The organism is Polaribacter sp. AHE13PA, assembly GCF_019278505.1.
GTDB lineage: Bacteria > Bacteroidota > Bacteroidia > Flavobacteriales > Flavobacteriaceae > Polaribacter.
Genome location: NZ_CP058985.1, coordinates 1,702,856 through 1,726,260, shown reverse-complemented (window position 1 = coordinate 1,726,260; position 23,405 = coordinate 1,702,856). Strand labels below are relative to the sequence as shown.

Below are 23,405 nucleotides of genomic sequence, written 5' to 3'. Positions count from 1 at the left end.
AGTAATGTATCAAAAAAATGTACTTATTTAGATTGAAGTAAAATTCACTAAATTTAAAAAAATAGTTTTTTGGTGTAACAAATACCCTTTAAAATCTTCTAATTAATGTATTAACCTTAAAAATTGAATTATGTTTCAAGATAAAATTCCACAAAACTCAAACAATAGAAATGCTCACGAGATTGATTATAAAATCTTTGGAGAAGAAATGCAGTTTGTAGAAATTGAGTTAGATCCGCAAGAAGGAGTTGTTGCAGAAGCAGGTACTTTTATGATGATGGATGATAATATTAAAATGAATACTATTTTAGGTGATGGTTCTAATCAAGAAACAGGCTTATTAGGAAAGATTTTTTCAGCAGGAAAAAGAATTTTAACTGGCGAAAGTTTATTTATGACTGTTTTTACCAATGATGGCTTTGGAAAAAAACAAATTTCATTTGCGTCTCCGTATCCTGGTAAAATTATTCCGATTGATTTAACAGAATTTGGAGGGAAGTTTATCTGCCAAAAAGATGCATTTCTTTGTGCAGCAAAAGGTGTTTCTATTGGAATAGAGTTTTCTAAAAAATTAGGGAGAGGCTTGTTTGGTGGCGAAGGTTTTATTATGCAAAAATTAGAGGGAGATGGTTTAAGTTTTATTCATGCAGGAGGAACCATGGCGAAAAAAGTATTACAACCAGGTGAAGTTTTAAAGGTAGATACGGGGTGTATTGTTGGTTTTACTCAAGATGTAGATTATGACATTGAGTTTGTTGGTGGTATTAAAAATACTGTTTTTGGAGGTGAAGGATTGTTTTTTGCTTCTTTAAAAGGGCCAGGAACTGTGTATATTCAATCTTTACCTTTTAGTAGATTGGCAGGAAGAGTTTTGTCAATGGCGCCAAGAACAGGAAGTGGAAAGCGAGGAGAAGGAAGTGTTTTAGGTGGAATAGGAGATTTATTAGATGGTGATAATCGATTTTAATATGTAGCTTTTATCATTCTGTCATTTCCAGAAAAATCTTTTTTTAATTCTATGTTTTTAAACCCTTTTTGTTGTAGCATTTCTAAGGTTTCTTTTCCTAAATATTGATTGATTTCAAAAAATAACAATCCGTTTTTAGTAAGGTATTGTTTTGCTAAATCTGCAATTTTTTTATAGAAAATTAGTGGGTTTTCGTCATCAACAAAAAGGGCAAGATGTGGTTCGTTTTGTAATACATTATTGTTTATTTCTATCTTTTCTAATTCTCTAACATAAGGAGGATTAGAAATTATGAAGTCATATTTTTTAGGCAATTCTTTAGCTTTTAAAATATCTATTTCTAAGAAAGTAATGTCAACTTTATTTAAAACTGCATTTTGCTTTGCTTTTTTTAAAGCTTCTAAAGAAACATCTATAGCAGAAATAGAAACGTTATTTAAGTTCTTAGCCAAAGAAATAGGAATGCAACCTGTACCTGTTCCTACATCAAGAATATTTAATTTATTGTCTTGATTTTTACTTCTTATTTCTTGAATTTCATTGATAACCCATTCTACTAGTTCTTCTGTTTCCGGTCTTGGTATTAAGGTATTTTCATCTACTAAAAAGGGTAAACTATAAAACTCAGTTTCTCCTAAAATATACTGAATAGGTTCTTCTTTTTGAAGTCTTTTTACAATATTTTTTATTTCTGATAAAATACTTTCGTCAATTAAAAAGTCTGGTTTTAAAACGGTATCGATTCTTTGTAGGTTCAGTTTTACTTCTATCAACAGAAAAAAGAAAGAATCAATTTCTGTTTTTGGATAGATCGTTGATAATTCACTGTTAAAAAAAATACGAAAATTTTGAAGTGTCATAGATAGTTTATAATAAAGGGCTTAAAAATCTAGCAAGACGTTCAAGTGTTTTTTGTTTGTTAGATCTGTTTAAGAAATCTTCTAGAGTTATTTTGGTGGCTAAATTTTTTCTTTCATTGAATTCTTTTGATATTTCTGAAGTAATTTCTTCATCAAAAATTAAAGCATTTAATTCATAGTTATGTTCAAAGCTTCTACAATCAAAATTGGTAGAACCGATTGAAGCAATCTCATCATCAATAAATATAACTTTACTGTGCGAGAAATCGTCCCTTAAATATATATCTACTCCGGCTTTTAATAAACCCTCAAAATAAGAATACATACTATAGGTAGCTATATTAGAATCGGTAACTTTAGGTAATAATAAAGTTACTTTTACACCACTTAAAGCTGCAATTTTAAACGATTCTAATATAGAGTAAGTAGGTATAAAATATGGGTTTAATACACAAATACTCTTTTCTGCTAAATTAATAAGGCTCAAATATTGTTGCATTACAACAGGTTGTTTGTAATCTGGACCGCTAGAAACAATTTGTATTTTAGTGTTTCCTTCAGCGTTACAAACCGTATTGTATTTTTCTTTCTGACTTAAATCTATATCTGTTGCGTAGTAATAATCTTTTAAAAAAGTATCGTGTAAATTAGCGACTGCACAACCAGATATTTGTACATGTGCATCTTGCCAAATACCTAAATCGGTGTCTTTTGTAATATATTCATCAGAAATATTTACGCCACCTGTAAAACCAATTTCATTATCTATAATTGCAATTTTTCTATGATTTCTATAATTTAAAGAAAAAAGAAAGCTTCCAAATTTAAAAGGAGTTTCTGGATATATTTTTACACCTATTTCTTTTAGGTGTTGTATGGTTTTTTTGTTTAAGGGAAAGCTTCCTATAGAATCGTATAAAATACGGACTTCTACATTTTCTTTTCGTTTTTGCTCTAATAAGTTAATAATATTGTTGAGAATTTCTCCATTTTCAATAATGTAATATTGTAAATGGATAAATGATTTAGCATTCTTAATAGCTTTAAAAAGTGCTTCAAAAGTTTCTTTTCCACTTTTTAAGACTACAACATCATTATTTAATTGTAGCGGTAAGTTTGTGTTATTAAAAATTAGATTAGATATTTTAGAAGCTTTGCGACTCTTAAGTACAGCTACATTTTTATTTTTTTCATTTTTGCGATTCTTTTCAATGTAATCTTTCCTTTTTTTAGTCTCTTTAAGTTCAAAGTATTTTATTTTTCTTCTATTAATGCCGAATAAAATAAAAGCAAAAACCCCCATGAAAGGAAATAAGAGTGTAATTAAAATCCAGCTTAAAGATTTAGAAGGTTTTACGCCAAAATATAAAATATTGTAAAAAGCCCAACTAAACAGTACAAGGTGTATCGATAAGAGAATAGTATATATCAATTTTTATAATTTTTTAAGCATCCAAACAGGGCAAGAATAATGTCCGGTATTTCCCATAGGTTTGTCAAGATTTACAAAACCATTCCTTTTGTACAATGCTTGTGCAGCATTCATATAAGGCATAGTTTCTAAATAGCAGTTTTCAAAACCAATTGTTTTTGCTTTTTCTAAGCAAGTATTTATTAATTTAGAACCCAAACCTTTTCCTCGTGTTATCGGTAAAAAATACATTTTTTGAAGCTCGCACGTATTCCCTTCAAAATTATCTAATTGTGCAATTCCTGCGCCTCCAACTACCTTGTTATTATGCTCTACAACATAATAAAATGAGGTTGGTTTTTCAAAGTTTTCAAACATTTTATCAGTAGCTTTGTCTTCGTAGGCAGTACCAATTTTTGGTGCACCCATTTCTAAAAGAACTTCTCTGATTACAGTTGCCATTTGTGCATTGTCTTTAGATTGAATTTCTCTAATGATAAAATCTGTACTTTTCATTTATTACTGTATTTTTGCAAGAGCAATTTACCTTTTTTTTTAAATATTGAACATGAAAAACCTTATATATTTTGTACTTTTCTTTACATTCATTACAAGTTGTTCTGTAAGGGAAAAACCTATTTTTATAAAGGTAGATAATGTAAAGGTATCTTCTTTTAAGGGAGATACTATTCGTTTAAAAGCGTCAGCTTTTTTTGAAAACCCAAATGATGTTGGTGGTGTTATTTCTACGGATGAAATTAAGGTGATTGTAAACGGTGCAGAAGTTGCACAGGTTTCTTCAGATGAATTTGAAGTACCAGCAAGAAAGGAGTTTTCTATACCTTTAATGGTGGTAATTCCTGCTAAAAAAGTCTTTGATAATAACAAAAACGGAATCTTAGGAGGTCTGCTAAATTCATTTTTAAATAAATCTATAAAAGTGCAATTTACAGGAGATTTAAAATACAAGGTTTTCGGGTATTCTAGTGTATATCCGATAGATCAAATTCAGGAAATCAAATTTTAATTGTTAGTGATAGATCACAAATTATACATAAAACGTTGCTTACAAATAGCCAAAAATGGGGTAGGCGTTTCACGTCCTAATCCTTCTGTGGGGGCAGTTGTAGTATATCAAAATAAAATTATTGGAGAAGGTTTTACATCTGCTTATGGTGGTAATCATGCAGAAGTAAATGCAATTAATGCCGTAAAAGACAAAGTACTTTTAAAAGAGGCAACGATCTACGTAACTTTAGAACCTTGTTCTCATTTTGGTAAAACGCCACCTTGTGCAGATTTAATTGTAAAACATCAACTGAAGAATGTTGTTGTTGGTTGTGTAGATTCTAATAGTTTGGTTGCTGGTAAAGGAATTGAACGTCTTATAAATGCAGGGATTAATGTAACTGTTGGCGTTTTAGAAGATGAGTGTAAAGAACATCACAATCGTTTTTTTACGGTTCAGAATAAAAAAAGACCTTATATTATTTTAAAATGGGCACAAACTAAAGACGGATTTGTTGCTCCTTTAACAAAAGATGAGCAGAAACCAGTTTGGATTTCTAACCCATATTCTCAGCAGTTAGTCCACAAATGGCGAGCACAAGAACACGCAATTTTAGTAGGAACAAATACGGTTATTGCAGACAATCCTAAATTAAATGTTAGGAGTTGGACTGGTCAAAATCCTGTTAGAATTGTTTTAGATCGTACTTTAAGAATTCCAGAAAATAGTAGTGTTTTAGACGGAAGTGTAAAGACGATTATCATTACAGAAAAAGAAGAATATCTGTTCAAGAGTAGTCGAGAACTAATTCTTGAAACCATAGATTTCTCTCATAATCTAGCAAAACAAGTTTGCAATGTTTTACAAAAGCACCAAATTCAATCTGTAATTATAGAAGGAGGTACGCAGACTTTACAAACTTTTATAGATGAAAATCTCTGGGATGAAGCGAGGCTTTTTGTAGGGGAAACCACTTTTAAAGTAGGAGTGAAGGCACCTGTTTTTAAGAAAGTAGTTAAAGAAGAAATAAACATCAAAACAGATGTTTTAAAAATATATACAAATGATTAAAAACATCATTTTCGATTTTGGCGATATTTTTATCAACCTAGATAAAAAACGTTTTGCAAAAGAATTACTGGACTTAGGGATTTCGCAAGAAGCAGAAGTCAATTTACCAATTTTGAACGAGTACGAAATGGGCTTAATTTCTACAGAAGAGTTTGTTGCTTTTTTTGAAGCTAAGTTCAATGTTTCAAAAGAAAAATTAGTAAAAGCTTGGAATTCTATTCTGTTAGATTTTCCAAAAAACCGATTAAAGTTTATTCAGGAATTAGCAGAAAGTAAAAAATACAGATTATTTTTATTGAGTAATACCAACGATTTGCATATTTCTTGGATTCAAAATAATGTTGGAAGTGAATTCTACAATTCCTTTAAAATCTGTTTCGAACAATTTTATTTAACGCACGAAATTCATTTAAGAAAACCAAATGTTAATATTTATGAATTTGTGTTGAATGGGAATAATTTAATAGCGGAGGAAACACTTTTTATAGATGATACTAAAGAAAATACAGTTTCTGCAAATACCTTAGGCATTCATACTTGGAATTTAATTCCGGGAGAAGAAGAGGTAACGGAATTATTTACAAAAAAGGAAAATTTATTTTGATTTATTTAATTTTCAGCATTCTTTTTTCAACCTTATTGTTTGTCATATTTAAATATTTCGATATTTATAAAATTGACACTTTAAAAGCAATTGTTGTAAATTATTTAGTGGCCTTTTGTTTAGGCTTCGGTTTGTCTGAAATTACATTTTCTTTTAATGAAATACCTCAGAAACCTTGGTTTTTTGGTGCTATAATCTTAGGTGCTTTATTTGTTTCAGTATTTTTTGTAATGGCAAATACAGCACAACAAAATGGAGTTTCAGTAGCTTCAGTTGCAGGAAAAATGTCTGTAGTTATTCCAGTGGTTTTTGGCATTATTTTATATGATGAATCGGTTACTTACTTTAAAGTTATTGGTATTTTAATTGCCTTATTATCTGTTTATTTAGCCTCTGTAAAAGAAGAAAAAAGTACTTTGAATAAAGCCGGATTAGTGTTTCCAATATTACTTTTTTTTGGTTCAGGTATAATTGATACGACACTTAAATATGTTGAAGTAAATTTTGTTCAAAATAATGAAACCTCCCTTTTTTCTGGGAGTTTATTTGGTTTTGCTGCTTTTTTTGGATTGCTTATTTTATTGATAAAAACGCTTCAAAAGAGAGAACCATTTGGTTTTAAAAATATAATTGCAGGTATTGTTTTGGGAGTTCCTAATTATTTTACAATTGTATTTTTAATTAAAGCGATGCAAACATCAGGTTTTGAGAGTTCTACTTTATTTACAATTAATAATGTGTCTGTTGTAGTAGTATCAACCTTGGTTGGATTATTGTTGTTTAAAGAAAAATTTAGTTTAAAAAATAAAATAGGAGTTGCTTTGGCAATTATAGGAATTGTCTTAGTAACCATTGCTTAATATGTTAGAAGACGTTTATAAAACAATAAAAAAACCATCTGAAGAAACCCTTTTTAAAGAAAAAGGATCTAAGTTTTTTGGGTATGTTTTTCCTGTTTTATCAGAAGAAGATGTAAAAGAACATTTAGAAGACTTAAGAAAGCAACATCATGCTGCACGTCATTTTTGTTATGCCTATCAATTGGGTATTGAAGATGTGAGATTTAGAGCAAATGATGATGGGGAACCTAATAATTCTGCAGGTTTACCTATTTATGGTCAAATACAATCTTTTGAAGTAACCAATATTTTAATTGTTTCTGTCCGTTATTTCGGAGGAACAAAGTTGGGTGTTGGTGGTTTAATTTCTGCATATAAAACATCAGCTCAAATTAGTTTAGAAGCTGCAGATATTTTAGAAAAAACCATCAATATTTATTATAAGTTAACTTTTGAATACGATATGATGAATGCTGTACAAAGGGTTATTAAAGAGAAAAATATTGATATTACCAATCAAAAATTAGAAATGAATTGCGAGTACACCATTTCTATAAGAAAAAAAGATGCACAAGCAATTTATACTATTTTTGATACTTTATATAAAGTTGATATTAAAAAATTAGAGTAATATTTTAGTTCAAGAAAGTTTTCTTTGTTTAAAAAATTAATATCCCAAACCTTTTAATAAATGATCAGGGCAGCGAGTTGGTTTCATCGTTTTAGAATTCATAAAAGCTAAAACAGAACTTCCTGTACAAATGAGTTCGTCATTTTGATTTACAATTTCATAATCAAACTCAATTTTAACCATGGGCTTCTTTTTCAATATGGTTTTTATGGTTAAAACATCATCATACAAGGCCGATTTTATAAATTTAAAATTTATAGAAATAACAGGAAGCATTATCCCACTTAATTCCATATCTTTGTATGTAACCCCTAAAGAACGCATCCATTCGGTACGTCCTAGTTCAAAAAATTGCGCGTAATTACCGTGATACACAACCCCCATCTGATCCGTTTCGGAATATCGGATTCTAGTTTTTGTTATAGATTTTTTCAAGTGATATAATTAATTAGTGTTTTGTGTATTCTACGTAAAAAATAGTTAATAATCAATAGCAAATTGATTTTTTTATACTGAATTTTATTCACATTTTTGTACCACCTTAAAAAAGGCATCATAAGCCCTTTTTAAACCCTAATTATAACACAAAAAATCGCTAAAATTAAATGATTGTAAATGCTGACTCAGTTTGGGATGAATGTTTGTCTTTTATAAAAGATAACATAAAACCGCAAGCATATAAAACTTGGTTCGAGCCAATAAAACCGGTAAAACTTTCTGGCGAAGCGTTGACTATTCAGGTGCCTAGTAAATTTTTTTACGAATGGTTAGAAGAGCACTATATCAAATTATTACGTGTTGCATTGGTAAAACAATTAGGTAACGATGCCAAATTGATTTACGATGTAAAAATGGAAAACAATTACAGCAGTAATAGACCGCAAATTGTTAAAATTCCAAGTTCTAACAGAGATCCTTTAAAGCCGCAAAGAGTAACTGTTCCTTTAGAGTCTAATAAAAGAGAATTAAGAAATCCTTTTGTAATTCCAGGATTACAAAAAGTAAAGATTGAGTCTCAATTAAACCCTAATTATAGTTTTGCTAACTTTATAGAAGGAGATTCTAATAGATTAGCACGTTCTGCAGGTATGGCAGTGGCAAATAAGCCAGGTGGAACTTCTTTTAATCCATTATTAGTGTATGGTGGTGTTGGATTAGGTAAAACACATTTGGCGCACGCTATTGGTGTAGATATCAAGGATAAATATCCAGATAAAACTGTTTTATATATTTCTTCAGAAAAATTTACACAACAGTTTATAGATTCTGTAAAATCGAATACAAGAAATGATTTTATTCATTTCTATCAAATGGTAGATGTGTTAATTATTGATGACGTACAATTCTTATCTGGTAAAGCTGGTACACAAGATGTATTCTTTCATATTTTTAACCATTTACATCAAAATGGAAAACAGGTTATTTTAACTTCGGATAAAGCACCTGTAGACATGCAAGATATTGAGCAACGTTTATTATCTCGTTTTAAATGGGGATTATCTGCTGAGTTACAAGCACCAGATTACGAAACTAGAATTTCTATTTTGCAAAATAAATTGTACAGAGATGGTGTAGAAATGCCAGAAGATATTGTAGAATATATTGCAAAAAATATAAAATCTAACGTAAGAGAACTAGAAGGTGTTGTTATTTCTATGATTGCACAAGCTTCTTTTAATAGAAAAGAGTTTTCTGTAGAATTGGCAAAACAGATTGTAGATAAGTTTGTAAAAAACACCAAAAAGGAAGTTTCTATAGATTATATTCAGAAAGAAGTTTCTAAATATTTTGATATGGATGTGGCAACCTTGCAATCTAAAACACGTAAACGTCATATTGTACAAGCACGTCAGTTAGCTATGTTTTTTGCTAAAAGATTAACGAAGACTTCTTTAGCAAGTATTGGTAATCAAATAGGACAAAGAGATCATGCAACGGTATTGCATGCTTGTAAAACTGTAGATAACTTAACAGAAACCGACAAGCAGTTTAAAAAGTATGTGGAAGATTTAACTAAAAAGTTGACTTTCTAAAAAGAGAACTTCAAAAAACTTATTGATATTTAATTTTACGCTCTTAAATTTTTTAAGAGCGTAATTGTTTCTTATTTTTATCAAAAATTATTTTTATCAAAAATTATTTTTATGCAAAAAATATTGATGGTTTGTTTAGGGAATATATGTCGTTCTCCCTTAGCAGAAGGAATTTTACAATCTAAAGTAAATTCTAATATTGTTTCTGTAGATTCTGCAGGAACGGCTGCATATCATATAGGTAAACTTCCGGATGGACGCTCTATAGAAGTTGCCCAAAAACATGGAATAGATATTACTAAGCAAAGAGCAAGAAAATTTGTTGTAAAAGATTTTGACGAATTTGATATTATTTTTGCGATGGATGATAGTAATTATCAAAACATACTCTCATTAGCCAGAAATAATACTGATGAGCAAAAAGTACGAATGATTTTAAATGAAACACATCCTACTAAAAATTTAAGCGTTCCAGATCCATATTATGGAGGAAATGAAGGTTTTGAAAATGTGTATAAGATGTTAGATGAAGCCTGTGATATTATTGCGGATAATTTGTCTTAAAAAAGGATGCACCTTATCAGTGTGAGTCTGTATGATAAGTATCAAAAAAAATAAAAATATTATTTCTACGTTTTTAGTTTGTATAAAATCGTGAAAACTGTATCTAAAATATAAAAAAATGATTGGTAAACTCTATTTAATCCCCACTACTTTAGGAGAAACTGAACCTTTAGAAGTAATGCCTTTATCAGTTAAAAAAGTAGTTGAACAGATTGATTACTATATTGTTGAAAATGAAAAATCAGCAAGAAGATTTATTAAGAAAATCTCACCTAAAAAATCTCAGCCTTCACTTCAATTAATGTTGTTAGACAAATATGCTGAAGAATTAGAAACGTCTAGATATTTAGATGTTTGTAAAGAAGGAGTTAATGTTGGGTTATTGTCTGAAGCTGGTGTGCCTGCAATTGCAGATCCCGGCGCAAGTATTGTTAAGTTAGCACATGAAAATAATATTCGTGTAATTCCTTTAGTTGGACCATCGTCTATTATCATGGCAATGATGAGTTCTGGTATGAATGGACAGAACTTTGCTTTTAACGGGTATTTGCCTATTGATAAATCGGATAGAAAAAAAACGATAAAAGATTTGGAGAGAATTTCTCAAGATAAAAATCAATCTCAAATTTTTATAGAGACACCTTATCGAAATGATAAAATGTTGGCAGATTTAAAAGCAACTTTATCGCCAACTACCAATTTATGTATTGCGGCAGATATTACTTTGCCGTCAGAATATATTAAAACCATGATGATTAAAGACTGGAAACATCAACAGCCAGACTTACATAAGAAACCAGCTATTTTTATTATTCATAAGTAGTCTAATTATATTTACTATAGCACATTACTTTATTTAGACTAAAGTCTTATTAAAGACTTTGTGATATAAAGATTATAATAGATACTTCAAAAAAAACACTTAATAATCTATAGATTATTAAGTGTTTTTTTTGAAGTATAAAAATGAAATAAATATGTATTTAGACTTATTGCTTAGTTATATTAAATAACATTTAATTTTTTTCCAACTGTTACAAAAGCTTCAATTGCTTTTTTGATATGTTCTTTTGAATGTGCGGCAGACAATTGGACTCTAATTCTTGCTTTTCCTTTGGGTACAACAGGGAAGAAGAAACCAATAACGTAAATACCTTCATCTAGCAAGAGTTTTGCAAATTCTTGAGCAATTTTAGCGTCATAAAGCATTATTGGTACAATTGGGTGTGTACCTTCTACAATGTTAAAACCAGCCGTTGTCATTTCAGATCTAAAATACATAGTGTTCTGCTCTAGTATATCTCGTAAATCTGTAGATTTTGTTATTTTATCTAATACCTTTAGTGTAGCACCAACAATTGCAGGAGCCAACGTGTTTGAAAATAAATAAGGGCGAGAGTTTTGTCTTAAAATAGCAACTATTTCTTTTCTTGCTGCTGTAAAACCACCAGATGCACCACCTAAAGCTTTACCATAAGTTCCGGTAATAATATCTACTCTATCCATTACATTGTGGTATTCATGTACACCTCTTCCGGTTGCACCAATAAAACCAGTAGAATGGCATTCATCAATCATTACTAAAGCATCATATTTGTCTGCTAAATCACAAATTCTATCTAATTGAGCTATGGTTCCATCCATAGAAAATGAACCATCTGTAACAATTAATCTACGTCTAGATGAGCTAGCTTGTTTTAATTGTTCTTCTAAATCTGCCATGTTGTTATGAGAATATCTAAATCTTTTTGCTTTACAAAGACGAATACCATCAATAATAGAGGCGTGGTTTAAGGCGTCAGAAATAACAGCGTCTTCAGCAGAAAGTAAAGGTTCAAATAACCCTCCATTTGCATCAAAAGCAGCAGCATATAAAATACAGTCTTCCATTCCTAAAAAAGCGGCAGTTTTTTCTTCCAATTCTTTATGAATATCTTGTGTTCCACAAATAAATCGAACAGAAGAAAGACCAAAACCATGTGTTTTTATAGCATTTATTCCTGCTTCTAGTACGTCTGGGTGTGATGCTAATCCTAAATAATTATTGGCACAAAAATTAAGAACATTGTCTTGGTTAACTGTGCTAATATTTGCTCCTTGTTTAGAAGTCAATATACGTTCGCTTTTAAAAAGACCATTAGATTTTATGGTTTCTAATTCTTTTTTTAAATCGATTTTTATAGTGCCGTACATAGTATTATGAATTTATAAGGTTATTATTATATTTAAGTTCTAAGTTTTTTAACATCACTTTTGTTAAAGACTTGATATTAAATTTTGGTTTCCATTGCCAATCTTTTCTTGCATCTAGATCATCTATACTCATTGGCCAAGAATTTGCTATTTCTTGTCTAAAATCTGGTGAATAAGTTACTTTAAAATCAGTATATTTTTCTTTAATACAAGTTTCTAGTTGATTTGGATTAAAGCTTAAACCAGAAATGTTATACGACGTTCTTACTGTTATTTTATCTTTTGGAGCTTCCATTAATTCTAAGGTGGCTCTTATAGCATCATCCATATAAATCATTGGCAACGTAGTGTCTGCGTTTAAAAAACACTCATAATTCTCATTATTAACAGCCTTATGAAAAATATCTACAGCATAATCAGTTGTACCTCCACCCGGTAAAGATTGATAACCAATAACACCAGGATATCTTAATGATCGTACATCTAATCCATATTTATCAAAATAGTATTTTCCCCAATTTTCTCCTGCAGCTTTACTAATTCCGTATACCGTAGAAGGTGTTAAATTGGAAGATTGAGGAGTATTTAAACGTTCTATATTATTCCCAAAAACGGCAATTGAGCTAGGGAAAAATACTTTACTTATTTTATGAATTCTAGATACTTCTAAAACATTAAAAAAAGTTTTCATGTTTAAGTCCCAAGTACTTAATGGATGTTTTTCTCCATTTGCAGATAAAATAGCTGCTAAATGGTATATTTGAGTAATTTTATATTTTAATACAATTGTTTCTATAGAATTAAAATCTGTAACATCTAGAGTTTCAAAGACCCCATTAAATGTTGGATTTACTCTTAGATCTGTTGCTATTATATTTTTAACCCCGTATTTTTCTTGTAATTTTTCAGCTAAAACAGTGCCTAATTGACCACTAGAACCTGTTATTAAAATAATTTCTTTATCCATTTTTAATAAAATTTTGAAAGGATAAAATTAAATATTTGATTAATTATAAAGTTAATTTCACTTGGTTTAATTTAAAAATAAGTATTTTTATCTTTATTTAATCAGTATTAAAATTTTAAATACTTTTACATGGGGCGATGTAGGCCACTAACAAGTGATTTTATCTTTATATGGAAAAAATAGACGAAACAGATTTAAATATTTTAAGAATTCTTCAAGAAGATTCTAAAAAAACAACAAAAGAAGTTGCAGAGATGCTTAATCTAACTCCTTCTCCCGTATATGAGCGTGTTAGAAGATTAGAAAAACGTGGGTATATTAAAAAGTACGTCGCACTTATAAATAAAGACCTTCTAAATATTCCTATTACAGCAATTTGTATGGTGTCATTAAGATACCACGATGAAGGCTTTATAGATAAATTTGAAAAGCAAATTAAAGGTTTAAAAGAAGTACAAGAATGTTACCATATGGCTGGTAAGGTTGACTTTTTTTTGAAAATTAACTTAGGCAGTCTTAATGAATATCATGAGTTTGTAAGACTAAAACTTTCTAAAATCGAGAATATTGGTGTCTTAGAAAGTTATTTTGTTTTAAAAGAAATAACTCGTACCACGGGTTATTGTATATAAAAATAATAGTATTATTAAGAGCTGTATTCTGTTAATTAACTATTAATAACAGTAGCGTCTTGGTCTGCTATAATATTAGAAACATTATAACCTCCAAAGTTCTTTAAATAAGACTTTATAGAAGAACCATAAGCATCAGAAAAGCCTTCAACACCATTACTTCTTAAATATTTTTTTACGTTTCCAGCACCACTTAAATGAGCGGCTGCTAAGATACCAGATTCGGTAATTTTAATACCGTTTATGGTTTTTCCTACAGAACGTCTAATGTCTTTTCTTAAAATCCATTTATTTACTTTACACAAAGCTATAAATGCTTTTTCTTGTAATTCTGGATCTTTTAAAAATGCTGTTGTATTGTAAATTTTAAATCTTCGTAAAGTTGTTCTTCCAAATTGATATTTTCCTAAATATCCTAATGTGTTTACTACGGTATAACTTCCTTGAGATTCTTTAAAAGCTAATGCTTCTTTAAAACCTACAAAGTCCTTTTGTAAATAAGGTATGTTATAGTCTACAAATTTTGGGAAAGTAACTTTGTTGTGAGTACCTATTTTTTTATCAATAGAAGTTGCGTTGATAAATCCTAAAAATACGATACTTAAAAATAAAAACTTTTTGATAAACTAAATTTTCTGTTTTGCGGGTGCAAATGTATAACCAAATTTAATTATACTGATAATCAATATGTTAAATTTTATTAAAAATACATATAATGAAATGTTAAAGCTCCTTTGGTGTTGATTTCAAGAGTAGGAGCAGGTATTTTTATGAAGTTTACAACAGAAAAGACAGATTTTAAGAATTCCGAATTTGTCTTAATTTTTGTTAAATCGAGGTCTAAACTTAGATAGAATTGTCGGTAAGCATCTTGCTGTATTGGGTTTACTGCATTTGAGTTTCCATAAAGCATGCCTTCTGCTCCATAACCTAAAGCGATATTTAACCATTTAGGGAATGAACTTTTCTTGTTAAAAGACCAAATATTGGCAGAAAGCCAATAAGTTTGTCCGTTATAATCCTTTAAAGCTTGTTGTAAATAGTTTTCTCCTAGGGTATTTGGTCGTTGTTTTGCAAACTCGGTTTGATGAAAAGAGTACTTAACTGTAATTCGTTGCTCGTTCCAAAGTAATTCTTGTCCAACCAACAATCCTGTACCTGCTGCATTTGCAAGAATATCTCCGGGTGATGCACCCCATTCATCAGAAAAACCATCTAATACTTCTACAGCAGTTAAAAAAGCAAAACCAGAGGTTGCTCCGTAAATTAATTGATTTTTTCTAGAAACACCAGCCCAATCTAAAACTTCCATTCCAATTTTACCAATATAATAAGAAGTCATCATGTGGCCAACTTTATCCATTTGTTTCCAATCATTATTGTCATTTTTAAAATGAAAACCAGAACGTGGATAATCCTTGTACCAAAGTTGATTTAAACCAATTAAAGCGCCTCCAGCCATTACGCTTTCAGTGAGAATAATAGCATTTCTTCTTTTTGTATTTAAAGTATCAGATTTTTTATAAAATGATGAATTTTGTGCACACAAAGAAAATGAGCATATAAATAAGAGATAAAACGAAATGTATTTTTTGCGAATCAAACCCAACGATTAAATTTGTAAATAATTATCTATTAATGCTTTGTTTGTTCATCCATTGATGATATTTAGCTGCATTTCTATTGTGCTGAGAAAGTGTTTTTGCAAAAGCATGATACCCTAATTTATCTACATTAGCACACATATAAAAATAGTCATGTTTTTCTGCATTTAAAACGCCATCAATAGATGAAATATCTGGCATAGAAATTAAGGTAGGTGGTAAACCTTTATTTTTATAAGTATTGTAAGGTGAGTTTATTTCTAAATCTGCGGTCAATACCCTTTTTACCACATAATCTTGTCCTTTAAGTTCTTTAACACTATAGATAATTGTTGGGTCTGCTTGCAAAGGCCAACCTTTTTTTAATCTATTTAAATACAAACCAGCAACAATTGGTCTTTCTATGTTTTTTGCAGTTTCTTTTTGAACTATTGAAGCTAAAGTGATCACTTCTTCTTTAGATAATTCTAATGCTTTCGCTTTTTGCAATCTGCTTTTATTCCAAAATCGATTGTATTCTACAAAGATTTTGTCTCTAAAGTTTTCTGCTGAAGTAGTCCAGTAAAACTGATAACTATTTGGAACAAAAATTTGCAATACAGATTTTTCTGTCAGGTTATTTTTAGACAAGAAATCTTTGTCTTTAAAAGAGTTTAATAGAGAAATTGAATCTGCTTCTAATTGTTCTGCAATTCTTCCTGCTAATTTTTCTAAAGTGTCTTGGTTATTAAAAGACAACTTTATAGGTGTTTGGTTACCACTTCTTAAAAGGTTAACCAATTCGTTGTTAGACATTCCTTCTTTTAAAATATATCTACCTGGTTTTGGTTTCGAAAGATTTTTCTTAGCAGCTACTAAGAGAAAAGTATTGGTGTTTTTAGAAAAATCAGAAATTTTTTCTTTCACATCACTTAAGCTGTCAGAAGAGTAGATGAAAAGTTCTGTATCTTTTGTGATCGATTTTCCAAATATTTTTTGATAATATTGGTATCCTATAATTCCACTAATAAAAATAACGGTAGCAATAACTGCGTATATAAATTTTTTACCCAAAGTTTTTTTGATTTTTTTAGAATTGCAAAATTAGTCTTTTATCAACTGAAATAAAACTTCATCTTTAAATTTTCCTTCGGATAAAATCCAATCTTTTTTAATACCCACTTTTTGAAAATGATGTTTTTTAAAAAGGGAGATACTTTTAGAATTTTCTGAAGTAATATTGGCGTATAGTTGATGGATATTTAAAGAAGAGAAAGCATATTGAATTAAAACAGAGAGTGCTTCTGAGGCAAAGCCTTTTTTTTGAAAATCTGGGTGAATTAAAATACCAATTCCTGCTCTTTTATGCATCGGATTGTAATCAAACAAATCAATCATTCCTAGTTGTTTCTTCGTGGTCGTTTCTTCAATTAACAAGCGTAATTGTTTAGCCTCGTAAATATCTAAATGCGCATTTTCTAAATACTGTCTTAGAATAAATTTAGAAAAAGGAGTTTGTGTATGGCTAATTTCCCAAAAAGACTCATTGTTTTCTATTTGATATAGAAAATCTAAGTCTTCGGGTTCTAAAGCACGTAAGTTTATTTTTATACTGTTTAAAGTCATCATTTTTTCTGAAGTTCGTTTTCTTTAAGGAAAATTTAATAAGCACATAGATTATAGAATGCAAAATAAGGAAATAATAATCTTAAAGAGCCTGGAGTTGCATGAAAATAGTTTTCGTTTAACAATCATAGTATTCTTTACCAAATACTACTTTCTTTCCTGTTATTTTCTCTATTGTTAAAGCGTATGTATCAAAGAAATTACAAGCTTCATAAAAAATGGGGTAGTTGTACTTTTTAGTATCTGTTATTAATTCTAGATAAGCACCACCACTTCCTTTTGCAGGTAAAATATTTTGAATACAGAATGAATTTATTTCATCGATATCAAATAATTCTGCAATGTGATTACTAGAGAATCCTATTTTTTTATTTTTATTATCAACCCAAATAATGGTATTGTCTTTAAATTGAAGATTTATTTTTTCTGGTCTGTTTTTTATGTTCTTGTTTTTTCTATAGTCACCAGACATTTTTATATTGCCTTTGAATAATAAGAAGTCAGAAATAACCATAAGTTCTTCGTAACTTTCATTATGTAGTAATGAAGGGTATTCTCTTTTATTTTCTATGGATAAAGAAGTATAACCACCATTAAAAAGCCAATCACTGTCATATGTATAACAAATTGACAAGTGCATTCCTTTTAAATTGAAATTTATATTTTTTTGATCTGCTCGTTCATAACCGGTATTCATTCTACTGCTTGCTAAATCTTTGTTTAAAATTTTCTTTAGCTGTAAATAACTTTCATCCGTCGCTATATTATTAAAACAATGTGTATAATAGTGCAAAACAGGAACATCAGCTCTATCATTATCAAAATAAGCACCAAAATCTTTTAAGAGGATATTTCCAATACGCACAGGAGCATTAAATTTTAGTAATTTTTGTCCGTAAGGCGACTTTTCAAATAGAGTATTTTTATTTTTTTCTAACTCCTCATAGGTCGTATCCCAAGAAATGAATTGTTTGGGGGTAGATTGAATTTCAAAACCTAGGTTGTAGTCGTTATTATTAGATGTTAAGATTTTAAAAGTAGGTACATAGTGCTTTCTCCAAATTTCTTTTTTTAAAACGGTTTTTTTTGCAATATTTTCAAAAAAGATAGCGTCTTTAAAATTAAATTTAGTAGATAATTCCTTATAAACTTTGCTGAATCCAGTATAGGTAACAGGGATAAGGTTTTGATGGTAATCAAAAAGGAAAAGATAAGCTAGTTTATTATTTCTGATAGTAATATAGGCATATTGTAAATCTTTTAAGTGTACGGTACAAGTATGAATTCCGTTAGTATCTATACAACTAATTTGATTGTTTTCAATTTTTACATTTCCCTCATTACTTTCTTTCGGAAATATTTTAGTAGAGTCTTTTTTTGTGTTAAAAAGATTTTTAAAAATACTCATAATGGTTTTTTGTAATAGATATCAGCGTCAAAAGAATAACCTCATTTGAGATTATGAATTAAAAAGAAATACTCCCTTTAAAAACAAAAGTAGCAGGTCCTTTTAAATATACATTTGTATAAACGCCATTTTCTTCAGAAAAAGAAACTTCTAGATTTCCTCCTTCCACGGGTAAAGAAATTAAATTACTAGCTGTTTTTCCCGTTTTATGCATAGCAATAGCAACTGCTGTAACTCCGGTCCCGCAAGCTAAAGTTTCATCTTCAACACCTTTTTCATAGGTTCTTACTCTAAAAGTAGTCTCATTAATTTTCTGTGCAAAATTGACATTACTTCCAGGAGCACTATAAGAGTAACGAATTTCTTTTCCTTTTTCAAAAACTGGGAAATTATCTAAATTATCTACCAATTCTACATGATGCTGTGTACCTGTATAAGCAAAAACTGAGTTTTCTTTCACGGTAATTTCATCAACATCTATCATTTTTAAGGAAACAATTCCGTTGTAAATGGTCGCTAAATGTGGTCCATCAACAGCAATAAAACTCGTTTTAGCTTTGATAATTTCTAAATACTTTGCAAAAGCAACAGCACATCGTCCTCCGTTTCCACAGAAAGTCTGACTTCCATCAGCATTAAAATAAATCATTCTAAAATCGAAATCGGTATCGTTTTCAATTAAGATAACTCCATCCGCTCCTACACCAAAATTTCTATTACAAAGTTTCGCTATAAGGGCAATGTTTTCTTTCGGAAAAGTTAGAGTTCTGTTATCTATCATAACAAAATCATTTCCGGTTCCTTGGTATTTATAAAAGTCTAAATTCATTAGGACAAATATAGGAATTTAAAGAATAAAAAAGCACTGTTAAAAAGCGGTTAAAGTCAGTTAAAATCAAGTTAAACAGATTTTTTGAAATTGTTATAATTGTATCTTTGAGTAATAAAAATTAAAAATCATGAAAAAATTATTAAGTTTATTAGGAATGGCAGTTTTAGGAGGCGCTATCACTTTAGGCGGATATAAAATGCTATTTAATGAAAATGTGGTTATAGAAAGAACTATTTCTCACCCCGTAAAAACGGTTACTGCAAACTATAACCCTGCATTAAGTAATGCAAATGCAACAGCAAACTCTGTAGATTTTACAGTTGCAGCAGAAAATACGGTACATGCTGTAGTGCATGTTAAAAACACATCTATAAGAACACAATCTAACCCAATAGATCTTTTCTTTGGTAATAGTAGTGGTACTAGAAAGTTTGAGCAAGTTGGAACAGGTAGTGGAGTTATTATTTCACAAGACGGTTACATTGTATCAAACAATCACGTTGTTGATGGAGCTTCAGATATTGAAATTACATTAAATAATAAACAGAAGTATAAAGCAACGTTAATAGGTACAGATAAAGAGAATGACATTGCTTTGTTAAAAATTGATGTAGATTTTGATTTGCCTTACATTCCATTTGCTAATTCAGACAATATAAAAATTGGAGAATGGGTTTTAGCAGTTGGTAATCCTTATAACTTAACTTCTACAGTAACTGCTGGTATTGTGAGTGCAAAAGGTAGAGATTTAGAAGGGACTACTTCTACAGATTCATTTATTCAAACAGATGCTGCTGTAAACCCTGGTAATAGTGGAGGAGCATTGGTGAATACACGTGGTGAGTTGGTAGGAATTAATACAGCAATTACGTCTAAAACAGGTTCTTTTATTGGGTATTCTTTTGCAGTACCATCTAATATTGCTAAAAAAATAATTGATGATTTATTAGAGTTTGGTACAGTACAAGAGGCTATTTTAGGAATCAATATAAACCAAGAAGATGGAGATATAGAAGGCGTGTTGATTGGCGGAGTTAGTGATGATGGTGGTGCCCAAAAAGGAGGCTTAAAAGCTGGTGATGTTATCAAAAAGGTAAATGATGTAAAAATTTCTAAATTTTCTGAGTTAAGAGGTCAACTAACAGCAAAAAGACCAGGCGATTTGGTAAATATTACGATAGATAGAGATGGTGAAGAGATCACTAAGAGTATAACCTTAAGTAAAAAAGATGCTTATGTTTCTAGAAAGTTAGGAGTTGTTTTAAAAGATGTTTCTAAAAAAGAAATTAAGAAATTTGATATTTCTGGAGGAGCTAGAATAATAACCAATCAAAATAAAAATCTTAATTATTATGGTGTAAAGGAAGGCTATATTATTACCAAAATTAATAAAAAACCAGTTTTAAATGCAAGTGATGCGGTAAAAGAAATAGATGCATCTTTTGGAGCTGGACATCCAATTTATATAGAGGTTATTAATCTAGATGGAGAAAGAGAGCGTTATGCCTTCAGATAAGATCTATAACTACAATATTAAAAATCCTGATAATTTATCAGGATTTTTTTATTTACGAAAACTTTACGAAATCGATTTCGTGTTTAAGGAAAAAGAAATACTTTTGCCTGAAATTTATTTTAATTTTCAATATGTCAATAATTTTAGATTACGAAAAAGAGGTAATTAAACAAGCTCAAAATAGAAGAGCAACAGTAGAGTTTATCACTATTGTAAATGATTTATGGTATGATAAATCTATTGAACTTGTATTATTTAGAAACACTTTAATAGACAAAAGAGCAAGTGAAGTTTTAAATTTAATAAACTATGCTAAAGAATTTGTAAACAAACCAATTTCTATACAAGATGCCTTAGATATTGCAAAAGCAATTCAGCAGATAGACTTACCATCTTCTAAATTAGATATTGGTAAACTTGCTTACGAGTGTTATTTAAGTCCTATAAAAGGAGCCGACAAAGTGGCTTTTGTAAGGAACAAATTAAAAGGCGCTACAGAATCAGAGAACATTCAGCCTAAAGATGTTGTTTTGTATGGTTTTGGTAGAATCGGACGCTTATTAGCAAGAGAGCTCATGTCTAAAATGGGGAAAGGCTCACAATTAAGATTAAGAGCTATTGTTACTCGTGGCGAAATAAATAGAGAAGTTTTAGAAAAAAGAGCTTCTTTATTAAGTATAGATTCTGTGCACGGAGATTTTTTAGGAACTGTAGAAATAGATGTAGAACACAACGCTTTAATTATAAACGGCACAACAGTTCATTTAATATCTGCAAATAATCCAGAAGAAATCGATTATACCAAATACGGAATTAAAGACGCATTAATTATAGATAATACTGGTGCTTTTAGAGATGATGTTGCTTTAGCAAGACATTTAAAAGCAAAGGGAGCAAGCAAAGTTTTGTTAACAGCTCCAGGAAAAGGAATTCCTAATATTGTACATGGTGTAAATCACAAAAAATACAATCCGGATGTAGTAGATGTTTTTTCTGCAGCGTCTTGTACAACCAATGCAATTACACCAATTTTAAAAGTATTAGAAGATAATTTCGGAATTAAAAAAGGGCATTTAGAAACTATTCATGCATACACAAACGACCAAAATTTGGTAGACAATATGCATAGTAAAAATAGAAGAGGAAGAGCTGCTGCTTTAAACATGGTTATTACAGAAACTGGTGCAGGTGCTGCTGTTGCAAAGGCAATTCCTGCGTTGGCAGGTAAATTAACATCTAATGCAATTAGAGTTCCAGTTCCTAATGGATCTTTGGCAATTCTTAATTTGCAGTTAAATACAATGGTTTCTACAGAACGTGTAAACTCAATTATAAAAAAATATGCCTTAGAAGGCGATTTGGTAGAGCAAATTAAATATTCATTAGACAATGAGTTGGTGTCTTCAGATATTCTAGGGTCTACAGCACCTTCAATTTTTGATAGTAAATCTACAATTACAGACAAGGAAACTATTGTAATTTATATTTGGTACGACAATGAGTATGGATATTCACATCAAGTAATGCGACTAGCAAAACACATTGCCAAAGTAAGAAGGTATACCTATTATTAAAAGTCTCTTAGTGCAAGTTCATTCAATTAAAATTGAATGTAAAAACCCGAAATATTATTGTTTCGGGTTTTAATTTTTTAGAAGCAATTTCCTGCTTTCCATTATATCTTTTTTTGAAAAAACAAAAAAAGGATGCCATTTCAATCAGGGCTAAACTTGTTTGGCAGCTTCTGTAATTATTTTAGAAAATCAAAATTTCAATTATAACAGTCTTATTTATTCTTCCTCAAAGAAATCAATAACAGCTTCAAACTCTTCATTTAAAAACTCTTCTTTACTCATAAAATATTCAGAGGTCGTCATTCTGTAGCCTGTTTCATTTTTTTCTAAATACCAAATAATATCATTAGCTTCCACAAAAGCTTCTTCTGCATTTAACTGATCAGCAAATAATCGTTTAATTACGTTATGGCTATCTAAGTTTAGAGCAAAACATTTCAATGTTATTTCTTTTGTAATGTTTGTTTCAGCGTTTCTAGCTGGAGTAATTTCAAAATCTACAACAGTTGCTTTTGTATTTGGAAATTTTCCATTAAAAGCTTTGTATAAAAGTTGGTTTATAATAAAGAGTGTTTTGTGTAATTCAATTTTTGGGTATTCCTCAGAAATCTTATCCACCAACATTTCATAAGAAAGAGAATCTATTTGTCCTTCATTTAAAACATCAGACAGTTTATAGTCTAAAACAATAGCAGCTGCTTCATTAGGTTCTTTATCCGAAATTGCCATAAAAAGTAATTCTCTTAATTCCTTTATTTCATTTACATCATTATTGGCAAAATCAAAACGTACCAAAAGTTCTTTGTAATCTTCAATACTCCAAGAATTTTCCAAGTCATCTACTGTAGAAATTTTGTTTATTTTAATAGCGTACTTCATTTTTTACTTCATTTTTGAATGTCCATGTAAATTACATATTATTCAAATTAATAACAAGTTATTTAGTGGTATTATTGTTTTTTTAACAGAAAGCAGTAGTCTTTTTTTAGTTATAAATAGCTCATTATTTAATACTGTTTTTTTGATTAAACAAACTTTTGTAGCCAACCCTCTTTTTACTATTTTTACACACCTTAATAATCCGT

General features: G+C 29.7%; 25 protein-coding genes. 12 read left to right on the top strand and 13 right to left on the bottom strand.

Going from position 1 to position 23,405, the window contains the following annotated elements; all coding sequences use genetic code 11:
• Positions 1 to 130: 130 nt before the first annotated feature.
• Complete coding sequence (locus H0I28_RS07460; RefSeq protein ID WP_218753897.1) at positions 131 to 967, top strand: TIGR00266 family protein; 837 nt, start codon at positions 131 to 133, stop codon at positions 965 to 967.
• Here the strand turns inward: H0I28_RS07460 and prmC are convergent.
• Genes prmC through H0I28_RS07445 form a run of 3 tightly spaced genes read right to left on the bottom strand, consistent with a single transcriptional unit; the run spans position 964 to position 3,754 of the window.
• Positions 964 to 1,827 (bottom strand): peptide chain release factor N(5)-glutamine methyltransferase, encoded by an 864-nt coding sequence (gene prmC / locus H0I28_RS07455; protein WP_218761231.1) that lies wholly within the window; start codon positions 1,825 to 1,827, stop codon positions 964 to 966. The two genes, H0I28_RS07460 and prmC, sit on opposite strands and share 4 nt — an antisense overlap.
• A gap of 7 nt (positions 1,828 to 1,834) precedes the next feature.
• Positions 1,835 to 3,259, bottom strand: a complete 1,425-nt coding sequence (gene cls, locus H0I28_RS07450) for a cardiolipin synthase (RefSeq protein ID WP_254712858.1) — start codon at positions 3,257 to 3,259, stop codon at positions 1,835 to 1,837.
• 3 nt (positions 3,260 to 3,262) lie between these two features.
• Positions 3,263 to 3,754, bottom strand: coding sequence for a GNAT family N-acetyltransferase (locus H0I28_RS07445; protein ID WP_218753893.1), 492 nt, complete (start codon positions 3,752 to 3,754; stop codon positions 3,263 to 3,265).
• A 52-nt stretch (positions 3,755 to 3,806) separates the two neighbouring features.
• Here H0I28_RS07445 and H0I28_RS07440 point away from each other — a divergent pair, with 52 nt between their 5' ends.
• From H0I28_RS07440 to H0I28_RS07420, 5 genes are read left to right on the top strand one after another with little or no spacing between them, the layout of a single operon-like run.
• The gene (locus H0I28_RS07440) at positions 3,807 to 4,265 is read left to right on the top strand and encodes an LEA type 2 family protein (RefSeq protein WP_218761230.1); all 459 of its coding nucleotides are present in this window, start codon (positions 3,807 to 3,809) and stop codon (positions 4,263 to 4,265) included.
• 6 nt (positions 4,266 to 4,271) lie between these two features.
• The gene (ribD, locus tag H0I28_RS07435) at positions 4,272 to 5,318 is read left to right on the top strand and encodes a bifunctional diaminohydroxyphosphoribosylaminopyrimidine deaminase/5-amino-6-(5-phosphoribosylamino)uracil reductase RibD (RefSeq protein WP_218761229.1); all 1,047 of its coding nucleotides are present in this window, start codon (positions 4,272 to 4,274) and stop codon (positions 5,316 to 5,318) included.
• A complete protein-coding gene (locus H0I28_RS07430; RefSeq protein WP_218761228.1) occupies positions 5,311 to 5,922 on the top strand; it encodes an HAD-IA family hydrolase in 612 nt (203 codons plus the stop codon). Before ribD ends, H0I28_RS07430 begins: the two co-directional genes overlap by 8 nt.
• Positions 5,919 to 6,782: an EamA family transporter gene (locus H0I28_RS07425; RefSeq protein WP_218730904.1), complete on the top strand. Its 864-nt coding sequence runs from the start codon at positions 5,919 to 5,921 to the stop codon at positions 6,780 to 6,782. The genes H0I28_RS07430 and H0I28_RS07425 overlap by 4 nt, the downstream gene beginning before the upstream one ends.
• 1 nt (position 6,783) lies before the next feature.
• Complete coding sequence (locus H0I28_RS07420; RefSeq protein WP_218761227.1) at positions 6,784 to 7,392, top strand: YigZ family protein; 609 nt, start codon at positions 6,784 to 6,786, stop codon at positions 7,390 to 7,392.
• Positions 7,393 to 7,428: 36 nt separating this feature from the next.
• Here H0I28_RS07420 and H0I28_RS07415 read toward each other — a convergent pair whose 3' ends face one another.
• Positions 7,429 to 7,827, bottom strand: coding sequence for a thioesterase family protein (locus H0I28_RS07415; RefSeq protein WP_165733534.1), 399 nt, complete (start codon positions 7,825 to 7,827; stop codon positions 7,429 to 7,431).
• 170 nt (positions 7,828 to 7,997) lie between these two features.
• Here H0I28_RS07415 and dnaA point away from each other — a divergent pair, with 170 nt between their 5' ends.
• The 3 genes from dnaA to H0I28_RS07400 all read left to right on the top strand — a co-directional run bounded on the left by dnaA (position 7,998) and on the right by H0I28_RS07400 (position 10,812).
• Complete coding sequence (gene dnaA / locus H0I28_RS07410) at positions 7,998 to 9,425, top strand: chromosomal replication initiator protein DnaA (RefSeq protein ID WP_218730902.1); 1,428 nt, start codon at positions 7,998 to 8,000, stop codon at positions 9,423 to 9,425.
• A 111-nt stretch (positions 9,426 to 9,536) separates the two neighbouring features.
• Entirely contained in the window at positions 9,537 to 9,989 is a 453-nt protein-coding gene (locus tag H0I28_RS07405) for a low molecular weight protein-tyrosine-phosphatase (RefSeq protein ID WP_218761226.1), read from the top strand.
• 118 nt (positions 9,990 to 10,107) lie between these two features.
• Positions 10,108 to 10,812: an SAM-dependent methyltransferase gene (locus H0I28_RS07400; protein WP_218730900.1), complete on the top strand. Its 705-nt coding sequence runs from the start codon at positions 10,108 to 10,110 to the stop codon at positions 10,810 to 10,812.
• A gap of 182 nt (positions 10,813 to 10,994) precedes the next feature.
• Here the strand turns inward: H0I28_RS07400 and kbl are convergent, their stop codons facing one another.
• A complete protein-coding gene (kbl, locus tag H0I28_RS07395) occupies positions 10,995 to 12,182 on the bottom strand; it encodes a glycine C-acetyltransferase (RefSeq protein WP_218761224.1) in 1,188 nt (395 codons plus the stop codon).
• Between the two features lie 4 nt (positions 12,183 to 12,186).
• Positions 12,187 to 13,149 carry an NAD-dependent epimerase/dehydratase family protein gene (locus tag H0I28_RS07390; RefSeq protein ID WP_218761222.1) on the bottom strand — a complete coding sequence of 321 codons (963 nt, stop codon included), beginning with the start codon at positions 13,147 to 13,149 and terminating at the stop codon, positions 12,187 to 12,189.
• A gap of 170 nt (positions 13,150 to 13,319) precedes the next feature.
• Between H0I28_RS07390 and H0I28_RS07385 the strand changes: the two genes are divergently transcribed.
• The gene (locus H0I28_RS07385) at positions 13,320 to 13,781 is read left to right on the top strand and encodes an Lrp/AsnC family transcriptional regulator (protein WP_218730897.1); all 462 of its coding nucleotides are present in this window, start codon (positions 13,320 to 13,322) and stop codon (positions 13,779 to 13,781) included.
• A gap of 35 nt (positions 13,782 to 13,816) precedes the next feature.
• On the opposite strand, the gene H0I28_RS07380 is transcribed toward H0I28_RS07385, so the two are convergent.
• The 6 genes from H0I28_RS07380 to dapF form a co-directional block, all read right to left on the bottom strand.
• Positions 13,817 to 14,347 (bottom strand): peptidoglycan-binding protein LysM, encoded by a 531-nt coding sequence (locus H0I28_RS07380; protein ID WP_254712756.1) that lies wholly within the window; start codon positions 14,345 to 14,347, stop codon positions 13,817 to 13,819.
• A 134-nt stretch (positions 14,348 to 14,481) separates the two neighbouring features.
• A complete protein-coding gene (locus tag H0I28_RS07375) occupies positions 14,482 to 15,330 on the bottom strand; it encodes a DUF2279 domain-containing protein (RefSeq protein ID WP_254712857.1) in 849 nt (282 codons plus the stop codon).
• 79 nt (positions 15,331 to 15,409) lie between these two features.
• A complete protein-coding gene (gene mltG, locus H0I28_RS07370) occupies positions 15,410 to 16,438 on the bottom strand; it encodes an endolytic transglycosylase MltG (RefSeq protein ID WP_218761218.1) in 1,029 nt (342 codons plus the stop codon).
• A 30-nt stretch (positions 16,439 to 16,468) separates the two neighbouring features.
• Positions 16,469 to 16,993 (bottom strand): GNAT family N-acetyltransferase, encoded by a 525-nt coding sequence (locus tag H0I28_RS07365; RefSeq protein WP_218761216.1) that lies wholly within the window; start codon positions 16,991 to 16,993, stop codon positions 16,469 to 16,471.
• A gap of 115 nt (positions 16,994 to 17,108) precedes the next feature.
• Positions 17,109 to 18,398, bottom strand: coding sequence for a hypothetical protein (locus H0I28_RS07360; protein WP_218761214.1), 1,290 nt, complete (start codon positions 18,396 to 18,398; stop codon positions 17,109 to 17,111).
• Positions 18,399 to 18,456: 58 nt separating this feature from the next.
• A complete protein-coding gene (dapF, locus tag H0I28_RS07355) occupies positions 18,457 to 19,227 on the bottom strand; it encodes a diaminopimelate epimerase (protein WP_218761212.1) in 771 nt (256 codons plus the stop codon).
• Positions 19,228 to 19,357: 130 nt separating this feature from the next.
• Between dapF and H0I28_RS07350 the strand changes: the two genes are divergently transcribed.
• Positions 19,358 to 20,746 carry a trypsin-like peptidase domain-containing protein gene (locus H0I28_RS07350; protein ID WP_218761210.1) on the top strand — a complete coding sequence of 463 codons (1,389 nt, stop codon included), beginning with the start codon at positions 19,358 to 19,360 and terminating at the stop codon, positions 20,744 to 20,746.
• Positions 20,747 to 20,877: 131 nt separating this feature from the next.
• Entirely contained in the window at positions 20,878 to 22,320 is a 1,443-nt protein-coding gene (locus H0I28_RS07345; protein ID WP_218761209.1) for a glyceraldehyde-3-phosphate dehydrogenase, read from the top strand.
• Positions 22,321 to 22,536: 216 nt separating this feature from the next.
• Here the strand turns inward: H0I28_RS07345 and H0I28_RS07340 are convergent, their stop codons facing one another.
• Complete coding sequence (locus tag H0I28_RS07340) at positions 22,537 to 23,199, bottom strand: hypothetical protein (protein WP_218761208.1); 663 nt, start codon at positions 23,197 to 23,199, stop codon at positions 22,537 to 22,539.
• Positions 23,200 to 23,405 lie beyond the last annotated feature (206 nt).

Excerpts from the sequence above, each read along its gene's own strand:
- H0I28_RS07460 (WP_218753897.1), top strand. The coding sequence starts at position 131 with ATGTTTCAAGATAAAATTCCACAAAACTCAAACAATAGAAATGCTCAC.
- prmC (WP_218761231.1), bottom strand. The coding sequence starts at position 1,827 with ATGACACTTCAAAATTTTCGTATTTTTTTTAACAGTGAATTATCAACG.
- H0I28_RS07445 (WP_218753893.1), bottom strand. The coding sequence starts at position 3,754 with ATGAAAAGTACAGATTTTATCATTAGAGAAATTCAATCTAAAGACAAT.
- H0I28_RS07440 (WP_218761230.1), top strand. The coding sequence starts at position 3,807 with ATGAAAAACCTTATATATTTTGTACTTTTCTTTACATTCATTACAAGT.
- H0I28_RS07430 (WP_218761228.1), top strand. The coding sequence starts at position 5,311 with ATGATTAAAAACATCATTTTCGATTTTGGCGATATTTTTATCAACCTA.
- H0I28_RS07420 (WP_218761227.1), top strand. The coding sequence starts at position 6,784 with ATGTTAGAAGACGTTTATAAAACAATAAAAAAACCATCTGAAGAAACC.
- dnaA (WP_218730902.1), top strand. The coding sequence starts at position 7,998 with ATGATTGTAAATGCTGACTCAGTTTGGGATGAATGTTTGTCTTTTATA.
- H0I28_RS07405 (WP_218761226.1), top strand. The coding sequence starts at position 9,537 with ATGCAAAAAATATTGATGGTTTGTTTAGGGAATATATGTCGTTCTCCC.
- H0I28_RS07400 (WP_218730900.1), top strand. The coding sequence starts at position 10,108 with ATGATTGGTAAACTCTATTTAATCCCCACTACTTTAGGAGAAACTGAA.
- kbl (WP_218761224.1), bottom strand. The coding sequence starts at position 12,182 with ATGTACGGCACTATAAAAATCGATTTAAAAAAAGAATTAGAAACCATA.
- H0I28_RS07390 (WP_218761222.1), bottom strand. The coding sequence starts at position 13,149 with ATGGATAAAGAAATTATTTTAATAACAGGTTCTAGTGGTCAATTAGGC.
- H0I28_RS07385 (WP_218730897.1), top strand. The coding sequence starts at position 13,320 with ATGGAAAAAATAGACGAAACAGATTTAAATATTTTAAGAATTCTTCAA.
- H0I28_RS07365 (WP_218761216.1), bottom strand. The coding sequence starts at position 16,993 with ATGATGACTTTAAACAGTATAAAAATAAACTTACGTGCTTTAGAACCC.
- H0I28_RS07360 (WP_218761214.1), bottom strand. The coding sequence starts at position 18,398 with ATGAGTATTTTTAAAAATCTTTTTAACACAAAAAAAGACTCTACTAAA.
- dapF (WP_218761212.1), bottom strand. The coding sequence starts at position 19,227 with ATGAATTTAGACTTTTATAAATACCAAGGAACCGGAAATGATTTTGTT.
- H0I28_RS07350 (WP_218761210.1), top strand. The coding sequence starts at position 19,358 with ATGAAAAAATTATTAAGTTTATTAGGAATGGCAGTTTTAGGAGGCGCT.
- H0I28_RS07345 (WP_218761209.1), top strand. The coding sequence starts at position 20,878 with ATGTCAATAATTTTAGATTACGAAAAAGAGGTAATTAAACAAGCTCAA.
- H0I28_RS07340 (WP_218761208.1), bottom strand. The coding sequence starts at position 23,199 with ATGAAGTACGCTATTAAAATAAACAAAATTTCTACAGTAGATGACTTG.